Origin of the sequence: Thalassotalea castellviae, from assembly GCF_031846185.1 — a bacterium.
Taxonomy (GTDB): Bacteria; Pseudomonadota; Gammaproteobacteria; order Enterobacterales; family Alteromonadaceae; genus Thalassotalea_H; species Thalassotalea_H castellviae.
The window spans coordinates 135,651-156,187 of the sequence record NZ_JAVRIF010000001.1 but is presented as its reverse complement, the minus strand read 5'-3'; the positions used below and the strand labels follow the sequence as shown (position 1 = coordinate 156,187).

The window sequence follows — 20,537 nt, the reverse complement described above, 5'->3', positions numbered from 1 at the left end:
CAATACCCTAAAATTACTAATAAAATTCAATATATAGTCTATCCTGTTAAACATAGGTTTAATTTGATAGATATAACCATAAAAATTATTAAAGAACTTAATACACAAATTATTGAAGCGTGTTATCCAAAAAGGAAAACGGCATGGCGTTAGTAGACGGTTTACCCTCAGTGATACTATCTAATGTAGTACAGTTAATTCAAAAGAAAGTACCTTCTGAAACAGCTCCTTTAGTTGAGCAATTTTCAAATTTACTTTATAAAAATATTTCCACGTTAGACTTAGCCCATCGTAACGACAGCGATATGTACGGTGCGACTTTAAGTTTATGGAACTCTCTTAATGATCATCAAGATAGCACTCCGATCATAAAAGTGTTCAACCCTCAAGTGTCAAAGCATGGCTGGAAATCAAGCCATACCATCATTGAAGTTATCATTCGTGATATGCCATTTTTAGTTGACTCGATTCGTATTGCCTTGAGTCGATTAGGTGTCACTCCTCATTTGATGCTTAATAGTCCGATTAAGTTAATCAGAGATAAAGATCATAATATTACTCAGTTATCAGCTGCTTCTGATAAAAAAATGAAATCAACTTCAATAGAAACGGTTTTCTTTATTGAGATAGATAGACAGTCTGAACAAGAAGTATTAGATAATATTGCTAGTGAACTTCATTCTGTTGTTAGTGATATTGATATTACGGTGAATGACTGGCAAAGCATGCAAAATCGCTTAAGTGAAGTGATAAGCGAAACCAAAAAAGCGAAAGTGCCTTGTAGCAAAAAAGAACAAACAGATAGCTTAGAGTTTTTAGAATGGTTACTTGATAATAACTTTACCTTATTAGGTTACCGTTCTTATGATGTTCAAACCTTAAGTGGTGATATGGCATTATCGGCCAATGTGGATTCAAGTCTTGGCTTGATGAAGCGTTCAAGCGGTACAAAAGAGCGTTTACTGTCTAAGTTAAGTGAATCTGCCCGTGAATTAGCCTTGGGCAATAATTTACTGATTTTAACCAAAACCAATTCACGTTCACGTGTACATCGTCCAGCGCATCTCGATTATATCGGTATTAAGCGTTTCGATAACAAAGGTAATGTTACTGGTGAAGAAAGGTTTGTTGGTCTATTTGGCTCAGCCTATTATACCAATAGCGCGTTAGATTTACCGTTAATAAAATCTAAAGTTGTAAGTGTTTGCCAAGCTTCCGGTTTTGCTGCAGGTACACATGCTTATAAGACGTTAATCAATATTCTTGAAACGTATCCGCGCGATGAAATTTTACAATCTGATACAGAAGAATTATTAAATAACGTGTTAGGCATTTATCAAATGCAAGAACGCGATTACTCTGGATTGTTTATTCGACGAGATGCGTTCAATCGATTTTATTCTTGTATGGTTTATGTACCAAGAGAGCGATACAACACCGCCTTACGCATAAAAACTCAAGCATTATTGAAAGAAGCGTTTGGGAGTGATCAAGAAGTTGAGTTTACGACCTATTTTTCAGAATCAGCGCAAGCAAGAACACATTATATTGTTCGTGTTAAAACAACTAAAGCAGATATTAACGTGAAAGAAATTGAAAAGAATTTAAACGAAGCCGCGCGAAGCTGGGATGATAAATTAGCCGAATCATTAAATTCGCATAAAGGTGAAGCCCAAGGTAAAGAGTTAAGCCGTAAATACGTGAGTTTCCCACAAGCGTATAAAGATGAAGTATTGCCAGGCTCAGCGATCGTAGATATTGAAAAATTAGAATCAATTTCAAATAACAACGAACTCGAAATGCTTTTTTATCAACCACAAGAAGAAAAAGCAGATAGTCGTTTTGTTAAGTTAAAATTATTTCATAAAGGTGAGCCATTACACTTATCTGACGTATTACCTATGTTAGAAAATTTTGGTTTACGTGTCATTGGTGAAAGTCCACATTTAGTCCGTACCTTAGATGGTGAAATGTGTTGGATTTTAGATTTTTCTATGTTGCTTACCGGTAACGGGAAATTTAACTTAGAAAAAGTGCAAAATTTATTTCAAGATGCATTCGCTAAAGTGTGGGCGGGTAAACTTGAAGATGACGGATTTAACCGTTTAATACTGGGTGCTGAGTTAGCCGGTCGAGAAGTATCAATATTACGTGCATTTGCAAAATACGAGCGTCAAATTGGTGGTACTTTTAGTCAAAACTATATCGAAGATACTTTTGCCCGCTATCCTAATATTGCAGAGCTGTTAATTAATTTATTTAATTTACGTTTTGATCCTCATGCAAAAACCAGTGAAAAAGCGATCAATAAAGTTTTAGCTGAAATTGAAAGCTCATTAGATAATGTTGCCAATTTAGATGATGATAGAATTATTCGTCGATTTGTCGAAATGATCAATGCGACTATTCGAACCAACTATTTCCAACCGCATCCACAAACGGGCGAAAAATCTTATATTTCATTTAAAATTACACCTTCGTTAATAACTGATGTTCCTCAACCAATCCCCGCATTTGAGATTTTTGTCTATTCTCCACAAGTTGAAGGGGTTCATTTACGTGGCGGAAAAGTTGCACGTGGTGGTTTACGTTGGTCTGATAGACGAGAAGATTTCCGTACAGAAGTCCTTGGTTTAGTGAAGGCACAACAAGTTAAAAATACCGTGATCGTGCCTGTAGGTGCCAAAGGTGGTTTTGTTTGTAAACAATTGCCTGAAGGTGATAGAAACGAGATATTTGAGGCCGGTAAAGAGTGTTATCGAACCTTTATTCGAGGTTTGTTAGATATCACAGATAATATCGTCGCGGGTGAAATCGTGCCTCCTGAAAATGTTGTTCGTTTAGATGAAGATGATCCGTATTTAGTTGTTGCAGCAGATAAAGGTACAGCAACCTTTTCAGATATCGCGAATGGTATCTCAGACGAATATAACTTTTGGATGGGAGATGCCTTTGCTTCTGGTGGTAGTGTAGGTTATGACCATAAAGGCATGGGTATTACTGCAAAAGGTGCGTGGGAATCGGTGAAACGTCATTTCCGTGAGATGGATATTGACTGTCAAACAACTGATTTTACCTGTATTGGTATAGGAGATATGGCTGGCGATGTTTTTGGTAATGGCATGCTGTTATCTAAACATATCCGTTTACAGGCTGCTTTTAACCATTTACATATTTTTATTGATCCAACTCCTGATGCAGCAAGCTCATATGTTGAGCGTGAAAGGTTATTTAATTTACCTGGTTGTAGCTGGGAAGATTATGATCAAAGCTTGATTTCTGAAGGTGGAGCTTTATTTAAACGCTCGGCTAAATCACTGAAATTAACGCCTCAAATCAAGAAAATGTTAGGTACGCAAAAGCAATCTATGTCACCTAATGAGCTGATCCAAGCCATTTTGATGATGAAAGTTGATTTGCTATGGAATGGTGGTATCGGAACTTACGTTAAATCAAGTAAAGAAAGTCATCTTGAAGTGGGTGATCGAGCCAATGATTCATTACGTATTAATGGCTCACAACTGCAAGCTAAAATTGTGGGTGAAGGTGGCAACCTTGGTTTAACCCAGCTTGGGAGAATTGAATACGCGATTAAAGGCGGTCGGATCAATACTGACGCGGTAGATAATGCTGGTGGTGTAGATTGCTCAGATAACGAAGTTAATATTAAAATTTTATTAAATGGCTTAGTACAAAGTGGCGACTTAACGGTCAAACAACGAAATAAAATACTTTATGATATGACTGACGAAGTGTCAGAAATCGTGTTAGATGATTGTTACCGTCAAACGCATTCACTTTCTATTACTAACCAACGCGGTGTTAATCAGTTAAAAGAGCAAACTCGCTTTATTCACGATTTAGAACGCAGTGGCAAGCTAGACAGAGCATTAGAGTTTATTCCTAATGACGAAGAGTTAGCGGATCGATTAGCACAAGGTAAAGGGCTGACTCGTCCTGAGTTATCCGTGTTACTTGCTTATAGCAAAATGGTACTTAAAGAAGATTTAGTTTGTCCTGAAATAACGGATAACCCTTATCACGATAGATTATTAATTGAAGCATTTCCCAAGCAATTACAAAATAAATACAGTGCAGAAATGCAAGACCATCCACTTCGTGCTGAAATTATTGCTACACAGCTTGCCAATAATATCGGTAATGATATGGGCTTTAATTTTGTTAATCGAATGAATGAAGAAACGGGGGCATCCGTTGCTGAAATTGCTAATTGCTATGCAATGGCTAGTGCGATTTTTGAAATGTCTCAAGTATGGAAATCAATCAGTGACTTAGATAACAAGATTTCCACTATGGTACAAACTGAAATGTTATTTCAGTTAAGAAGGACGGTACGACGCGCCACTCGCTGGTTCTTGCGTCATAGAGATAAATCATTAGATATTGAACAATCTATAAAGTACTACAGTTCAACATTTAAAGTGCTCGCAGATAACCTTCATAAATTTATGATTGACAAAGAAGTTGAACAATTAAAACGTGTTGAAACTGATTTGATTAATGCCGGCGCGCCTAAGAAAGTGGCAAAACGTATCTCTCAACTGAGCACCTTATTCTCAGTCATGGATATCGCTGAATTAACTGAGCACGATGGCCGCTCTGTTGAGTTAGTGGCTGATGTTTACTTTAAGCTTGGGGCTCGATTGAACTTACACTGGTTCTTAGATCAAATTACTAAACAACCTGTTTCTAATCATTGGCAAGCACTTGCTAGAGCATCCTTTAGAGAAGAGTTAGATTGGCAGCAACGTTCAATCACCGCAGTTATTCTTCGTACAGATCTAAAAGGCAAAAATGTGGAAGCCATGTTAGATGATTGGATTGAGTCTAACCAACAACCGTTAGAACGTTGGAACCATATATTGGATGATTTCAGAGTAGGGCAAACACATGAGTTTGCTAAGTTTTCAGTGGCACTTAGAGAATTGATGTTATTAAGTTTAAACTGTGATCCGAGCAAATAAATGATAGAATCCCCGCACTTGCGGGGATTTTTTTAATTTATAATTTAGAGGTGATATGTTGTATTCTGCTATTCGTAAAGTTTTTTTCAAGTTTGACCCAGAAACCATTCATGAATTAACCATTAAAAGTCTGAAGTCAACCGGTGGAACACCTTTAAACTTTCCTTATAAACAAACGGTTGTAGAAAAACCAAAACAAGTGATGGGTATTCATTTTCCTAACCCTTGCGGCTTAGCGGCTGGCTTAGATAAAAATGGTGAATGTATTCGCGCATTTGATGATATGGGCTTTGGTTTTGTTGAAGTAGGCACAGTTACGCCACGGCCACAACCGGGAAACGACAAACCAAGAATATTTCGATTACCTGAAGCTGATGCTGTCATTAATCGTATGGGCTTTAATAATAAAGGTGTCGATTATCTTGTTAACCAAGTTCGTAAAGCTAAATTTAAAGGCATACTAGGCATTAATATTGGCAAAAATAAAGACACTCCCGATGAAAATGCTAAAGATGATTACATTTACTGTATGCGCAAGGTATATAACTTTGCGAGTTATATTACCGTCAATATCTCTTCGCCAAACACGCCAGGACTTCGTTCTTTACAATATGGTGAAGCACTAAATGAATTATTGTCCGCGTTGAAAGAAGAACAAACGGCATTAGCGAAACAGTATGACAAGTATGTGCCCATTGCTGTTAAGATTGCTCCTGATTTAACTGAGCCTGAAATTTTATCAATTGCCGAATGTTTGATAGAAAATGATATTGATGGCGTGATTGCAACTAATACGACTTTATCCCGTGAAGGCGTTGAGGAATTAGAACATGGCAACGAACAGGGCGGTTTAAGTGGACAACCGGTTAAAGATAAAAGCACGCAAGTGATTAAGTTTTTAGCGCAAGCACTTGATAATAAATTACCCATTATCGGTGTTGGTGGTATTGCTAGTGGGCAAGATGCACAAGAAAAAGTAGCTGCAGGTGCCGCGTTAGTTCAAATATATACTGGATTTATATATCAAGGCCCTGAACTTATTAAAGATATCGTGAGAGCATTATAATTTCTCTGTCAAATAACGAATTAATCAGTCAAAACGAAAGATTTTGGCTATATTATTAAAAAGTAAGGAATAAGTTGTATGAACCCGATTATTGAAACATTGAAAGAATTGAATATCAGCGATGAAAAAATTGCCGAAGTCTTTCAAGCGTTAACCGAAAACCCCATTACAGCGATGGGAACGATACAATCGTTAGGTATTCCAACCGATAAATTACAAGGGTTAATGATGATGCTCATGACAAACCCTGATTTGATCAAAGAAGCGGTTGATGAGCTAGGCTTAGATTTTTCAAAAGTGGAGCAGGCGAAAGAGAAATTAAAAGCAAGCCAAAGCTAAATCATTATCGAGATGTTTATTAATAAGCAAGTTAAGGCAACTCCTCTTTGTTAGCTTGCTTATTCTTCTCTAAATGTTGACTTTTTTTCTGTGGGTCAACTTTTTCATCATCAAATAAAATACTGAAGCCTTGTTTTTCTAGATCTTCAAATTGATCCGTTTTCACCGCCCAAAAAAACAAATATATGCCGATTGCCGTTAATAAAATAGCAATAGGGATCAAGACATAAATAATACTCATGAATTGTTAATCCTTTATTGTTAATAAGCGTAATGAGTTGCTTATCACTAGAATCGAGCTTAATGACATACCAATAACTGCCATATAGGGTGTGATATGTCCTGAAACGGCAAGTGGTAATACAATCGCATTATAACCAAACGCCCAACCATAGTTTTGCCAAATTATCCGCTTGGTTTTATTAGCAATTGTTTTAAGCGTATAAACGGATGATAAATTATTGTTAAGTAAAATGACATCGGCGCCACTTTTAGCTATATCTGTGCCACTTCCCATTGCAATTGAAACATGAGCAGCCCCAAACACAGGTGTATCGTTAATACCATCTCCCACCATAGCAACAGTATGACTTTGTTGTAATTGCTTAATTTTATCCATTTTCTCAGTGGCCGTTAATTGACTATAAATGCTATCGAGTTGAACGATAGATTGTGTCTTTTCACAACCAGCTTGGTGATCACCCGATAACATACATGTGTTGATGTTCGCTTGGCGTAATTGCTTTATCAATGGTGGAGCTTGTTTTCTAACCTTATCTTTTAAGTAAAATGCCGCGGCTAATTTACCATTAATAGCAAGTAAGCATTGTGCATCGTTATATTGCTGACAAATTTGTTTTTCACTTTCTTGGATGTGCTCAGTTGAATGCAGGAACCATGTTGGTTTTCCTATTGAGATATTCAAGCCATTTACGGTACCAACGACTCCTATACCGGCTAATATTTCGATATTGTTAGCGATATAAGAATAATCTCTATAAGGACTAAAAGCTTTGGCTATAGGATGCTCTGACTGTGCTTCGAGAACGGCAGCATATGCTAAAAGCGAGTCTTTTGAATAAGTTTCATCAATAATAACATGCTTATTAATGACAAAATCACCTGAGGTAAGAGTGCCTGTTTTATCAAAAGCTATCAGGTCAATCGCCGGAATAGTTTCCATAACGTGAGACGATTTGATCATGATCCCAGAACGGTTCAAACGAGTCGTTGCACAGGTAAGAGCCGTAGGTGTTGCTAATGAAAGTGCGCAGGGACAAGTCGCTACTAGTACCGAAAGTGTGATCCAGAAAGCTTCTTCCGGTAAATGTTGCTGCCAATACCATGCAGTTGCTATCGCCGTTAGTAAAATTACGGCGACAAAGTATTGCGCGATTTTATCTGAAAGTTTAGCTAATTTAGGTTTATGTGCTTGAGAGGCCTCACTAATGCGTATTAGTTGACTGAGAAATGAATGCTGACCTGCTTGGATAACTTCGATAAGCAAGTTACCATCGCCGTTAATGGTACCAGCAAAAACTTTCTCGCCACGTTTTTTGGTGATCGGCTTTTGCTCCCCAGATAACATCGCTTCGTTAATTTGACTTAAACCTGAGGTAATAATGCCATCAGCTGGAATTGTTTCGCCTGGTTTGATGATAACGGTATCGCCGGGTACTAATTTACGCGCAATAATAAACTCTTCTTTTCCATCGTGAATACGTAATGCTGTCATAGGCATTAATTTCAGTAGGTTAGAAGATACTTCTGCTGCTCTATTTCGTGCTCTAAACTCTAAGAACTTGCCGATTAATAGTAAAAAAGTGAACATGGAAACGGACTCAAAATACACTTCGCCACTTTGATTAATGGTTGCCCAAGCACTTGCTGTGAAAGCTAAGATAATAGCAATAGAAACGGGAACATCCATGGATAAGCGTTTAACTTTTAATGCATTAACCGCGCCTTTATAAAAAGGAAAAGCACCATAACTGATAATAGGTAAGGTGAGAAACAGGCTAATATATCGTAAATACACCAAGTTATGTTCAGCCATATCTGAGAATGCACCAAAATATAAACCAACCGCTATCATCATCACTTGCATCATCAAGATACCCGAAATTCCTAACCGTTTGATAAATGCTTTACTGGTTTTTTGATTCGTTTTCTCAACATTACTTGCTTTGAAAGGTTGAGCTTTATAACCGATGTTATCAATGGCGTTCAATATTTCACTGAGTTTGACATGGCTGTCTTGCCATTTAATGGTGGCGCGTTGTGTCGTAGCATTCACATTTATGCTGATCAATCCGTTCAGTTTGCTCAACTGCATTTCAATTAACCAAGCACATGCTGCACAGCTTATTCCTTCAATGGTTAAAATTGTTTCACGATATTCTCCATCATTATAAGCAAACTCATCCTGCAAGCTTTTATCGTCTAATAAAGCCGTTCGTTTTAATTGCTCGGGTACTAAGTTATCACTCTTCGTTGCTGGCTCTGTACGAAAACGATAATAATCCGTCAGGGCATTATCAACAATAGTACGGGCAACGGCTTGACAGCCAATACAACACATAGGTTGTTCAATACCGTCGATATTTACAAACAGTGAAATACCTTTCGGGATAGTTTCATCACAGTGAAAACAATTTATGGACATGTTTTTCGTTAATTAGCTTCGAATGGCTTAGGTAAAATATCAATAAAATTTGCTTGAGGAAGTGAAATAGTATTTTGAATTTTCCAGTGGTTCTCAAATGGACTGATGGTGATCCGCCACTTACCTGAGATGTCTTTTTCAATAATTTGCCTAAAAACACCAGAAGCGTCAGCTGTCATAGCAAAATAGAAATCTTTTTCTTGTTGAGTGGGGTGATAAAAATTGACATTAAGTAAGGGGAATTCTTTATCGATACCGGTAGGTTTGATCACTAATTCTTGATTATCAAATTTCAACGCAAATGCCATTCCTAACTTTTGGGCATGTTTAATTTTCGTTAACTCTAAATTGATTGCTTTACCTTTTTTGTAGTAATCACCGACGACTAAGGTATCAGGATCTGTGTTTGCAATAATTAATGTCGCAATACCGGCAACAACAGCTGATAAAGGAAGAAAAAAAACTAACCAAGCCCAAGGCTCTTTGTACCACGACGTTTTCATGTATTTACTTATTACCAATTAAAGAGAGGATATTATACTAACTTTGTTCTAGCGTGACCAATAAAAAAGCCTTAGTGAATTCACTAAGGCTCTCTGTTCTTAAAAGAAAGAGTTAATTCTGTGAGAGGCTATAAATATAAGCACTGATCACATGCACTTTTTGCTCTCCTAAAATATCTTTCCATGCTGGCATAACACCTGAACGACCATGACGAATTGATTGTTCAATAACGCGCGGTGAACCGCCATATAACCAAATATTATCTGTTAAATTTGGTGCACCAAGCGGTAAGCCCATCGCTGTACTGCCTGTACCGTCGACGCCATGACAACCCGCACACATCGCGAACTTTTCTTGTCCAGCCTTAGCAGAGTCCGGATCAACTTCTCGACCACTCAAACTCATTACGTAAGCTGCAACATCTTTAACGCCTTGGGCACCACCGAGCATAGTTTCCCAACCGATCATCCCTTGAGCTTTGCGGCCATGCATAATACTTGCTTTAATAGCATCAGGTGAGCCACCATATAGCCAATCATTATCGGCAAGGTTAGGAAAGCCGGTTGTTCCATGTGCATCAGAACCATGACATTGTGAACAGTTTTGTAAAAACAAACGTTGTCCCACTTTCAATGCTTCTTCATCTGTTGCTAACTCTTGAATATCGCGAGCAGCAAACGCTTCGAAAATAGGCCCGAATTTAGCGTCTGCAGCTTTGACTTCCATATCATATTGAACGATTAAGTTATTTTCTTTGGCGTATTCAGCTTTAGCTCTCGACTCTTCAAGGTTTAATATCCCTTGGTTTGAACTTGTCCAACCAAATAGTCCTTGCCAGTTACCTAAACCAGGGTATACAAGTAAGTAACCGAAGCCCCAAATGATGGTGATTAAAAAGAATGTGCTCCACCATTTTGGTAATGGGTTGTTTAATTCTTCTATACCGTCGAAGTTATGTCCTGTTGACTCACCTTCTTCCACATCAGCAAAATTCTTTAAACACATCCGCAATAATAAGTAACAACCTATTAAAGTACCGAGTGAAAGAACGCTTATCCAAATACTCCAGAAGCTAGACATTGTTATTTTCCTGCTTGTTAGTTTCTTCTTTGTGATCTTCTTCAAAAATCGAGTTGGCCGCTTTATCAAACGAAGATTTACGTTTTTTGCTGTACGACCAGACCACAATGATGATAAAAAGTGCCAAAATGATTACTGTAATTACGCCTCTAAGCGTGCCGTAATCCATATTATTTCAACGCGTGACCAAGTGACTGTAAATATGCAATCAACGCTTCCATCTCAGTTTTTCCATTGACATCAGACTGCGCCTTGGCAATATCTTTTGCCGAATATAATGGAATAGCCTTACCTTGTTCGTCTTTATGGGTTTTATTCCGTGTTAAAAAATTAAACGTTTCTAATTTCTTAGCCGTTAACTTCCCATCAAGTTTATTTTCGTCTAACCACTTAAATGAAGGCATATTTGATTCAGGCACAACAGAACGAGGGTCGATAAGATGTGCTCTATGCCAGTCATCACTGTAACGACCGCCTACACGAGCTAAATCAGGCCCTGTTCTTTTAGAACCCCATAAAAATGGATGTTCCCATACCGTTTCACCCGCAACAGAATAGTGACCATAGCGCTCTGTTTCTGCACGAAATGGACGGATCATTTGGCTATGACAAACATTACAACCTTCACGAATATATATGTCACGTCCTTCCATTTCTAACGCGGTATATGGGCGCAAATTATCAACCGGTGTGGTTGTCGCTTTTTGGAAAAATAATGGGGTAATTTCTACTAAACCACCAACACTGATCGCTAAAATAGTGAATATAAAAAATAAGCCTACATTTTTTTCGACTTTTTCATGTTTATTGGTCATGTTTCGTCTCCTTAGGCTACTTCTAAAGGCTTAAGACTATTGTCTTTCGCTTGAATTGTTTTAAACATGTTGTAGGCCATTAAAACAAAGCCAGCAACAACAAATACACCACCTACGAAGCGGATAAAGTAGAATGGATATGAAGCCGTTAAACTTTCGACAAAAGAATAAGTCAATGTGCCATCGGTATTGACCGCGCGCCACATTAACCCTTGCATAACGCCTGATATCCACATAGCGACGATATAAAGAACAACACCGGTAGTATGTAACCAGAAATGAGTATTGATCAAACGAATACTGTACATACGACCTTGGTTAAAGAGAACTGGAATTAAATGGTACATCGCACCAATTGAAACCATAGCAACCCAACCTAAAGCACCCGAATGTACATGGCCGATAGTCCAGTCAGTGTAGTGTGACAGGGCATTTACAGATTTTATTGCCATCATTGGCCCTTCAAAAGTAGACATGCCATAGAAGGATAATGAAACGATTAAAAAGCGAAGAATAGGGTCGTGACGAAGCTTATGCCATGCACCTGACAACGTCATAATACCGTTGATCATACCACCCCAAGATGGAAGGAATAATACAATAGACATTACCATACCAACTGATTGAGCCCAATCTGGTAACGCTGTGTAATGAAGGTGATGAGGTCCAGCCCATATATATAATGAAACTAATGCCCAAAAATGCACAATAGATAAACGATACGAATAAACAGGGCGCTCGGCTTGTTTAGGAACAAAGTAGTACATCATCCCCAAGAAACCAGCTGTTAATAAGAAACCAACGGCATTATGGCCATACCACCATTGCATCATGGCATCGATAGCACCTGAATATATTGAATAAGACTTCATCATAGAAACAGGGATGACCATACTGTTACCAATATGTAATACTGCAACCGTTAATATGAAGCCACCAAAAAACCAGTTTGCCACATAAATATGGGAAGTCTTACGATTTAGTAGGGTGCCGAAAAATACAATGGCATAACTCACCCATACGACGGCAATTAAAATATCAATTGGCCATTCTAATTCAGCATATTCTTTACTACTGGTATAACCTAAAGGCAAAGTGATAATGGCCAATAAAATGACAGCCTGCCATCCCCAGAAGGTGAATGACGCAAGCTTGCCACCAAACAACGTTGTTTTACAAGTACGCTGTACAACATAATATGAGGTAGCAAATAAGGCACTTGTACCAAAAGCAAAAATTACTGCGTTAGTATGAAGTGGGCGAAGTCGGGAGTAGGTTAACCATGGTGTTTCAAAATTTAATGCTGGCCAAATTAATTGAGCGGCAATAAGGACACCGACAAGCGTACCAACGAATCCCCAAATAACTGTCATGACGGTAAATTGTTTTACTACATCAAAGTTATATGACGGCTGATCAAGCGTTGTTGTCATTTTTATTGTTCCGTTAACAAAGTTAGTTTTACTATATGTTGAAAAATAAGTAATGAAAGATTTCAGCTTATATATTTCTCAATAGTTTTCGTGAGTATGATATAAATCACATTTTTTGAGCGTAACGTATTATATCACGTGTAATTTTACCTTTTGGAGTTGATTTAGATCAATGAAAAAATATGATTTAAATCAATAAAAAGGATTTACCTTTGATTAAATTTTATGATTAATACACGATCGTTTAATTATTGAACTAAAAACAAATAATTATAAAAAACTGTAGACTAGATATTAGGGTTAAGCTAGATGAAAGTTTAATTTTGATATGTAAAAATACCATTAGCTGTATTTACGAATGTTTAAATACAAACTTTTATCACTTGGTGTTTTCATATGTCTAAATCCACGCGAGGATTATTTTTCGTTTTAATCTTCCTTTTAATGGGCTGTTCTCCTAAAAAACAGTCGGTAAATTATATTGCTCCTCAATGTTTATCAAGCCAAAGTCAATGTCACGTTTATATTGAGCAAACTAGGTTTGATGTGTTATTCAATGTTGCAAGGGTCACTACGGAACAAACATTTAATATAGTTGTTAAAGCTAAATCACTTGAAGATAAATTTCTCATTAACGGTTTTTTAGAAGGAAAAGAAATGTATATGGGGAAAATCCCGTTATTTTTTGAAAAAGATGGTCAAGGGAATTTTGTCGCATCGACCATGTTAGGTAGCTGTGCAGAAAAAAAAATGATTTGGCGTATGTGGCTAACCATTTCAGAGCAAGATAATCCTGATAAAGCGCAACAAGTATTTATCGACTTTACCAGTTATCGAGCTTAGTTGTCTTGTTTAACTCCTTTGATTTAACGCCTTGAGATTTACGTGGCGTGATATTTCAAAATATAAAACGAATTCATTTCAGTGAACAGTTCACACTTAACTTAAAACTAACCATATTGCCACTGCGATCATTAAACTTCCTGAGATTTTATTGAGTATTTTAACATTATCTTCTTGTATTAATATTCGAGCGATAGACCTACCTCCAGTTGCATATATCATCATGCAAATAAATTCTGATACAATAATTATTGCAACTAAAACAGTTAGTTGTGATGGTAACGCGTAATTATTGTTAATAAATGGCGGTAGTAATGAAACCATAAATGCCCATCCCTTAGGGTTGGCAATTGCCGTGATAAAGCCTTGATTGAATAAATGTTTCTTATTCACCGGTAAGGTATTTGTTACGGGTTCTGCTAAAGCAAGTTTTCCTTTTGAACGCCACATATTAAAGCCAATATAAAATAAATATAGGGCTCCAATAATTTTGAGACAGTGAAATACTACCGGTACCTTTAGCATCATTGAGGAAATACCCACAACCGAGGCAATTGCGACAGATGCCACACCTAATAACTCGCCCCACATCATCCACATTGTTTTTTTGACGCCGATAGACATACCTAACGTCATTGCCAACGTCATGCACATTCCGGGGGTAATACTAACGAGAAAAAAGGTAGGAATAAAAAGTGAAATTAATGCAATATCGATCAAGGTAAATGCCTAAGGTGTTTTTAAGGCGAAGATAATAATCGAAATTTGCCGTCAGTAACAACAGAAATGTTATTTAACTTGCCTATACAGCAACCTGTCTAAACGGATTAGAATTGCAGTGTAAATCTTTGTAAATAAACTTGTTGTATAACTGAGCTAAAATTAATCTTTGAACCCTATATAAAGATCGACTTTGTATTAACTAAATTTGATGGTGAACATGAAAACCGGCAATACCAACAAACAAAAACTCAATTTACCCACTGTATTTACACTTTGCAGTGTTAGTTTATTTTTAGTGTCTTGTACTTCAACATCTGGGAGAACTGACGCTAGTAGCGATATTGTTTATCCACAACACTGGCAATCGATTAAGTCAGGAGAAAATGAAAATAAACAAAGTAGTGCTAATTGGATAACCACGTTTAACGATCCGCAATTAGTTGCTCTTGTTCAGCAAGCCATTAAACAAAATCGGACACTTAAAACTCAAAAAATCACCATGGAATTGGCGGAACAAAAAGCCTTGGCTAGCGGCGCAAGTCGATTACCTGAACTGACATTAAACCAAGGGAATTCAAGGCGTAAAACAGTTTCTAGTGATGATGTACAGTATACAAATAGTGCCGATGTCGAGCTTGAATTAAGTCTAGAAGTCGATCTGTGGGGAAAGTTATCCGATCAACAAAATCAAGCTACATTGAATTTTGCCGCGGCTAAAAGTACTTATGAACATCAAAAAAACACCTTAGTTGCAGAGGTGGCTAGTGCTTGGTTCGATGTGATTTCTGCCCAAGAGTTATTAAACTTGTACCAAGAAAGAGCAAAAAACTTAGCGAATAATTTAGACATGATCCAAACTTCGTATCGTTTAGGGCTTAACGAAGCATTAGATGTATATTTAACTCAAAATGATGTTAGTCAGGAAGCGGCGCGTGTAGCACAACAGCAGCAAGTATTATCTACAGCTAAACGCCAACTTGAACTGTTGATTGGAGAGTATCCTGATGGTGATTTAATAAGTAACGTGGAGTTACCTGTATTAAATCAAGAGATATTTTTAGGCGCACCTGCGCAGCTCTTAACACAAAGACATGACATATTAACGTCTTGGTATCAATTACTTGCCTTAGATGCAGGGTTAGCGGTTGCCCATAAGCAACGTTTCCCTAAAATTTCACTATTTGCCAGTACCGGTGATAGCTCTGATGAACTACAAAACTTACTTGATGGAGGCTCTCTCGCATGGTCGTTGATTGGTAACCTGACGTTACCTTTGTTTGATGGTGGCCGACTTGCCTCTCTTGAAGAACAAGCAAGACTTGCGGTACAACAACAAGAGCAATATTACTTAAATGATCTTTATCAAGCCTTTGCTGATGTTGAAAATTATATTGCAAATAGCAAGGCATTGAAGGAACGTTATCAACATTTAACGTTAGCAGGGCAAAATGCTTTAACAGCAGAGAAACTTTCTTTTGATCAATATATGCGTGGTTTAGTGAGTTACACGACAGTATTAGAGTCACAAAGAAGGGCGTTTGACGCTCAAAATTCATTAATTCAATTAACAAATCAAATGCTTCAAAATCGTATCTCTTTGTTTGTTTCGCTTGGTGGCTCACCTTTATCATCTTCAAAGGATGACAGCGCACAAACTACTTCTACACTCGTTAACAATCAGCAGGTTAATTAATCAATTATGTCTATCCAAACTCTTATGTCTAAAAATAAAAAGCTTGTTCCTGTTGTTATTATTGTTGTTTTTATTTTATTAGCAAAAGTGATAACCAGTAATCCGCCGACTGCAAAACGAGGTAAACCGAGTGCAGCACCACAAATTAGTGTTGATGTGAAAACACTAAAGAAAGAATCTTATCCGGTTGTTATTGAAAGTTATGGAACGATTAGGCCAAGAACGCAAAGTATCCTACTTCCACAAGTGTCGGGGCAAATTATAAGCATTGGCAAAAACTTTCAAGCGGGTGAATTTTTCGAAAAAGGTGATGTGTTAATAGAACTTGATGATCGAGACCTTTTGTCAGAAGTTAAAATATCACAAGCAAATTTGTATAGTGCTAAACAAGCGTTAAGTGAAGAAGAAGCACGTGTTGAGCAAGCGAAACAAGATTGGTTAAGACTCGGTAATAGTGATACTGCACCCGATTTAGTCTTAAGAAAACCACAATTACTTGCTGCACAAGCTAAAGTATTATCAGCGCAAGCGAGCCTTGAAAAAGCTGAGCTTGCAGTAGAACGCAGTAAAATTGTTGCTCCTTATACAGGAAGAGTCTTATCTAAAAATGTTGATTTAGGTCAGGTAATTTCGCCAAGCACTCAGTTAGCTGAAATTTACGCGGTTGACTATGTTGAAATACGTTTGCCATTAAAAAATAAAGACTTACGTTATATGGTTCTGCCTGAAAATCAACGCTTTAAAAAAGCAACTCCAGATGAACAACCAGCCGTTACTATATATTCTGATCTTACTCAGCGTGATACTTGGTTTGGTAAAGTAGTTCGTACAGAAGGGGCTTTTGATCAAAACTCACAACAGTTATTTGTTGTTGCGCAAATTGATGACCCTTATGGTGATAATAATATGCAAAGCTTACCACTTAAAATTGGTCAGTATGTCAGTGCTAAAATTAAAGGTCGCGTTCTTGATGATGTTATCACAGTAGCAAACAAAGCGATTTATCAAGGAAGCTATGTGTATATTGTTAATGACGGTGTGCTTGAACGAAAAGAAATTGAAATTGAATGGCAAAATGAAGATGTCGCCATTATTAAAAGTGGCCTTAACGTTAATGAATTATTAGTCATGACGCCGCTTGGACAAGTTACTTCAGGAACTCCGGTAGCTATTTCAAGTTTTGATGGTCAAAAACAAACCGTCAAGAAAAAAGCAAAGCCGGGCAGAAATGGCCAAGAAAAGAAGCATCCTTCCAGAAAGCCCAATGATAAAGAAAAAGGAGCAAAATCATGATCGCTTGGTTCGCTCGTAATCACGTTGCCGCTAATTTATTAATGATAACGATTTTGTTAATGGGATTATTTTCATTGAAAGGTAATATTCCATTAGAAGTCTTCCCCTCATTTGAATCAGATATTGTAAGTGTACAAGTGAGTTTGCGTGGTGCAACACCTGAAGATACTGAACAAGGTGTCGCGATTCGTATTGAAGAAGCAGTGCAAGACCTAGAAGGAATTGAAAAAATCAGTAGTACCTCGGTTGAAGGGTCTGCATCGGTTAGCATTGAAGCGGATTCGGGATATGACGTTCGAGAGCTGTTATCTGATGTGAAAAGTCGTGTAGATGCGATTAATACTTTTCCTGCCGATGCTGAAAAGCCGATTATTGCGATTAGGCAACGGATACGTGATGTTATGGCTGTTACTGTTTCGTCAATTTATGGTGAAAAAGAAATACGTGAATTTGCTGAACAAGTACGTGATGATTTATTAAGTTTACCGCAAGTTACGCAAGTCAGTTTAGATGCAGTTAGAAACTATGAAATTAATATTGAGGTTAGCCAAGAAAAACTGCAGCAATATCAATTAACTTTATCGGATATTTCTGATGCCGTACAAGCAAGTTCTATCGATATGTCTGCCGGTAACGTACGTACTGAAGGTGGTGACATTTTAGTACGTAGTAAAGGCCAAGCATATCGACGTGATGAATTTGAAAAAATAGTGATAAAAACTCACGTAGACGGTACTTTTTTACATTTAAGCGATGTTGCCATCGTCAATGATGGTTTTGAAGAAGAACCACTACGTGCTCGTTTTAACGGTGAACAAGGCGCGTTAATTGAAGTATTTAGGATTGGTAATCAAAGTGCAATTGAAGTTGCGGATGCGGTTAAACAATATATTAATGACCGACAAGACACCTTACCTAAAGGCTTTAAATTAGGTTATTGGGATGATGACTCAGAAATTGTCAAAAGCCGTTTAAATACTTTAATAACCAACGCCTTGCAAGGTGGGTTTCTGGTTTTATTATTATTAACCTTATTTTTAAGGCCTTCTATCGCTTTTTGGGTATTCATTGGTATTCCTATAAGCTTTATGGGAGCCTTTGTTATGATGCCTGTTTTCGATATTTCTATTAATATCATGAGCTTGTTTGGTTTTATTTTAGTGCTGGGGATTGTCGTTGATGATGCCATTGTCACCGGGGAGAATATTTATCGGCATACTCAAACGGCTAAAACAAGTTTACAAGCGGCTATTGAGGGAACAAAAGAAGTTGCTGCGCCCGTTACTTTCGGTATTTTAACCACAGTGGCGGCATTTTTACCTTTAGCTTTTATCGAAGGGCGAAGAGGCGCGATGTTTGCGCAAATCCCAGTCATCGTAATCCCTGTATTATTATTTTCATTAATCGAGTCTAAGTTTGTTTTACCGTCGCATTTAAAACATCTAAAACTGCGTAGTGATAAAACAAAAGTTTCTAAATTTAGTGCTTGGCAACAACGCTTTGCCGATGGTTTTGAAAATGCGATTTTAAAATATTATCAACCTATTCTAGCGCTTGCGACGAAAAACCGCTTAACAACCGTCTCGTTATTTGCCGGAATATTTATATTAATTTTTGCCTTTATCTCGAGTGGTTGGACGAAGTTTGTCTTCTTTCCCCGAATTGCTAGTGAAACGGCTCGTGCTAATTTAACCATGCCGGTAGGCACAAGTTATGATGTAGTTGATAGTTATGTGGAAAAAATGTCAAATGCGGCAAAAACATTGCAAGACAAATATCGTGATGAACAAGGAAACAGCGTTATCTTAAATACCTTGGCTATTACTCGCAATGAAACCGGCCGAGTTCGTTTTGAAATATTGCCCGCAGACCAAAATGAAACGGGGGTTGATATTCGACAATTAGTGGCTGAATGGCGAGAATTGATTGGTGATTTACCCGGAGCAGAAAGCTTAACTTTTAGAGCTGAAATAGGTCGCGCAGGTGATCCTATTGATATTCAACTTTCAGCGACCAATTTAGCGACATTAAAAGAAGTGGCTGAGCAAGTGAAAACACGTTTGACTCAATACCCAACGGTATTTGAAATATCTGACAGTTTATCAAATGGTAAAGAAGAATTAACGATTGAATTAACCGAGCAAGGACATGCCATGGGGATGTCGAGCTCTTTTGTCACTAGACAAGTGAGAAATGCATTTTTTGGCTCTCAAATTCAACGTATTCAACGCGGTCGAGATGATGTTCGAGTGATGCTTAAGTTTCCATTAAGTGAGCGAAAATCAATTGCTAATTTAAGTAATATGTTAATTCGTACTCCTCAAGGCGGCAAGGTGCCTTTGTCCCATGTCGCGACGTTAAAACCAGGTAAAAGTCCCTCAGCGATTAATCGCATTGATCGTTATCGAACGGTGAATGTAACCGCTGATATTGATAAACAAAACACGAATATGACAGTGCTCAACGCTGAATTACAACCTTACTTAGAAGAACTGACGAGTAAATATCCAGGTGTGAGCTTTACTTTAGAAGGGGAAGCAAGAGAGCAGCGAGAATCGTTCGGTAGTATGGCGACAGGTCTTATATTCATATTTTTTATTATTTATTGTTTATTAGCGATCCCGTTTAAATCTTATATTCAACCGATTATTGTTATGTCGGTGATCCCATTCGGTGCAATAGGCGCAGTTGTTGGTCATTGGATTATGGGGATGGATTTAACCATTATGAGTATGCTAGGCATGATGGCACTGATTGGTGTTGTGGTAAACGATAGTCTTGTATTGGTTGATTTTATTAACAAGAGACGACTCGAAGGCGCTGAATTAATGGAGTCGGTGTTGGTGGCTGGGCGTTCACGGTTTAGGCCGGTTATGTTGACCTCATTAACAACTTTTATTGGTTTGATGCCATTATTATTTGAAAAAGCAACCCAAGCACAATTTTTGATCCCCATGGCGGTTTCATTAGGCTTTGGTATTATTTTCGCGACCTTTATTACCTTAGTCCTTGTGCCGGTTAATTATTTATTGGTAGAAGATGCGAAAGAGTTTGTTAAACTTACTAAATCAAAATTTCAGACAGCATCATAGAGTTTA

The 20,537-nt window shown here is 37.6% G+C and carries 15 protein-coding genes; 7 read left to right on the top strand and 8 right to left on the bottom strand.

Annotation, left to right across the window (positions count from 1 at the left end; genetic code table 11):
• Positions 1–143 precede the first annotated feature (143 nt).
• The 3 genes from RM573_RS00680 to RM573_RS00670 all read left to right on the top strand — a co-directional run bounded on the left by RM573_RS00680 (position 144) and on the right by RM573_RS00670 (position 6,390).
• On the top strand, positions 144–4,985 hold the full coding sequence (locus tag RM573_RS00680; RefSeq protein WP_311575745.1) for an NAD-glutamate dehydrogenase: 4,842 nt from the start codon (positions 144–146) through the stop codon (positions 4,983–4,985).
• 55 nt (positions 4,986–5,040) lie between these two features.
• Positions 5,041–6,051 carry a quinone-dependent dihydroorotate dehydrogenase gene (gene pyrD, locus RM573_RS00675; protein ID WP_311575742.1) on the top strand — a complete coding sequence of 337 codons (1,011 nt, stop codon included), beginning with the start codon at positions 5,041–5,043 and terminating at the stop codon, positions 6,049–6,051.
• A gap of 78 nt (positions 6,052–6,129) precedes the next feature.
• Positions 6,130–6,390 (top strand): DUF2999 family protein, encoded by a 261-nt coding sequence (locus RM573_RS00670; RefSeq protein ID WP_311575739.1) that lies wholly within the window; start codon positions 6,130–6,132, stop codon positions 6,388–6,390.
• Between the two features lie 31 nt (positions 6,391–6,421).
• On the opposite strand, the gene ccoS is transcribed toward RM573_RS00670, so the two are convergent.
• The 7 genes from ccoS to ccoN form a co-directional block, all read right to left on the bottom strand.
• The gene (gene ccoS, locus RM573_RS00665; RefSeq protein ID WP_311575735.1) at positions 6,422–6,631 is read right to left on the bottom strand and encodes a cbb3-type cytochrome oxidase assembly protein CcoS; all 210 of its coding nucleotides are present in this window, start codon (positions 6,629–6,631) and stop codon (positions 6,422–6,424) included.
• 6 nt (positions 6,632–6,637) lie between these two features.
• Complete coding sequence (locus RM573_RS00660) at positions 6,638–9,055, bottom strand: heavy metal translocating P-type ATPase (protein WP_311575729.1); 2,418 nt, start codon at positions 9,053–9,055, stop codon at positions 6,638–6,640.
• Between the two features lie 8 nt (positions 9,056–9,063).
• Positions 9,064–9,558: a FixH family protein gene (locus RM573_RS00655; RefSeq protein WP_311575723.1), complete on the bottom strand. Its 495-nt coding sequence runs from the start codon at positions 9,556–9,558 to the stop codon at positions 9,064–9,066.
• Positions 9,559–9,670: 112 nt separating this feature from the next.
• Positions 9,671–10,639, bottom strand: coding sequence for a cytochrome-c oxidase, cbb3-type subunit III (ccoP, locus tag RM573_RS00650; protein ID WP_311575717.1), 969 nt, complete (start codon positions 10,637–10,639; stop codon positions 9,671–9,673).
• Complete coding sequence (locus RM573_RS00645) at positions 10,632–10,808, bottom strand: cbb3-type cytochrome oxidase subunit 3 (protein ID WP_311575713.1); 177 nt, start codon at positions 10,806–10,808, stop codon at positions 10,632–10,634. Before RM573_RS00645 ends, ccoP begins: the two co-directional genes overlap by 8 nt.
• Position 10,809: 1 nt before the next feature.
• Positions 10,810–11,454 (bottom strand): cytochrome-c oxidase, cbb3-type subunit II, encoded by a 645-nt coding sequence (ccoO, locus tag RM573_RS00640; protein ID WP_311575711.1) that lies wholly within the window; start codon positions 11,452–11,454, stop codon positions 10,810–10,812.
• An 11-nt stretch (positions 11,455–11,465) separates the two neighbouring features.
• Positions 11,466–12,887 carry a cytochrome-c oxidase, cbb3-type subunit I gene (gene ccoN, locus RM573_RS00635; protein WP_311575707.1) on the bottom strand — a complete coding sequence of 474 codons (1,422 nt, stop codon included), beginning with the start codon at positions 12,885–12,887 and terminating at the stop codon, positions 11,466–11,468.
• Between the two features lie 396 nt (positions 12,888–13,283).
• On the opposite strand from ccoN, the gene RM573_RS00630 reads away from it, so the two are divergent.
• Positions 13,284–13,730, top strand: coding sequence for a hypothetical protein (locus tag RM573_RS00630; RefSeq protein ID WP_311575704.1), 447 nt, complete (start codon positions 13,284–13,286; stop codon positions 13,728–13,730).
• Positions 13,731–13,826: 96 nt separating this feature from the next.
• Here RM573_RS00630 and RM573_RS00625 read toward each other — a convergent pair whose 3' ends face one another.
• On the bottom strand, positions 13,827–14,450 hold the full coding sequence (locus tag RM573_RS00625; protein ID WP_311575700.1) for a LysE family translocator: 624 nt from the start codon (positions 14,448–14,450) through the stop codon (positions 13,827–13,829).
• 220 nt (positions 14,451–14,670) lie between these two features.
• Between RM573_RS00625 and RM573_RS00620 the strand changes: the two genes are divergently transcribed.
• Genes RM573_RS00620 through RM573_RS00610 form a run of 3 tightly spaced genes read left to right on the top strand, consistent with a single transcriptional unit; the run spans position 14,671 to position 20,531 of the window.
• Complete coding sequence (locus RM573_RS00620) at positions 14,671–16,146, top strand: efflux transporter outer membrane subunit (RefSeq protein ID WP_311575697.1); 1,476 nt, start codon at positions 14,671–14,673, stop codon at positions 16,144–16,146.
• 6 nt (positions 16,147–16,152) lie between these two features.
• Positions 16,153–17,439, top strand: a complete 1,287-nt coding sequence (locus RM573_RS00615; RefSeq protein WP_311575694.1) for an efflux RND transporter periplasmic adaptor subunit — start codon at positions 16,153–16,155, stop codon at positions 17,437–17,439.
• Complete coding sequence (locus tag RM573_RS00610; protein WP_311575691.1) at positions 17,436–20,531, top strand: efflux RND transporter permease subunit; 3,096 nt, start codon at positions 17,436–17,438, stop codon at positions 20,529–20,531. The genes RM573_RS00615 and RM573_RS00610 overlap by 4 nt, the downstream gene beginning before the upstream one ends.
• The last annotated feature ends 6 nt before the right edge of the window (positions 20,532–20,537 follow it).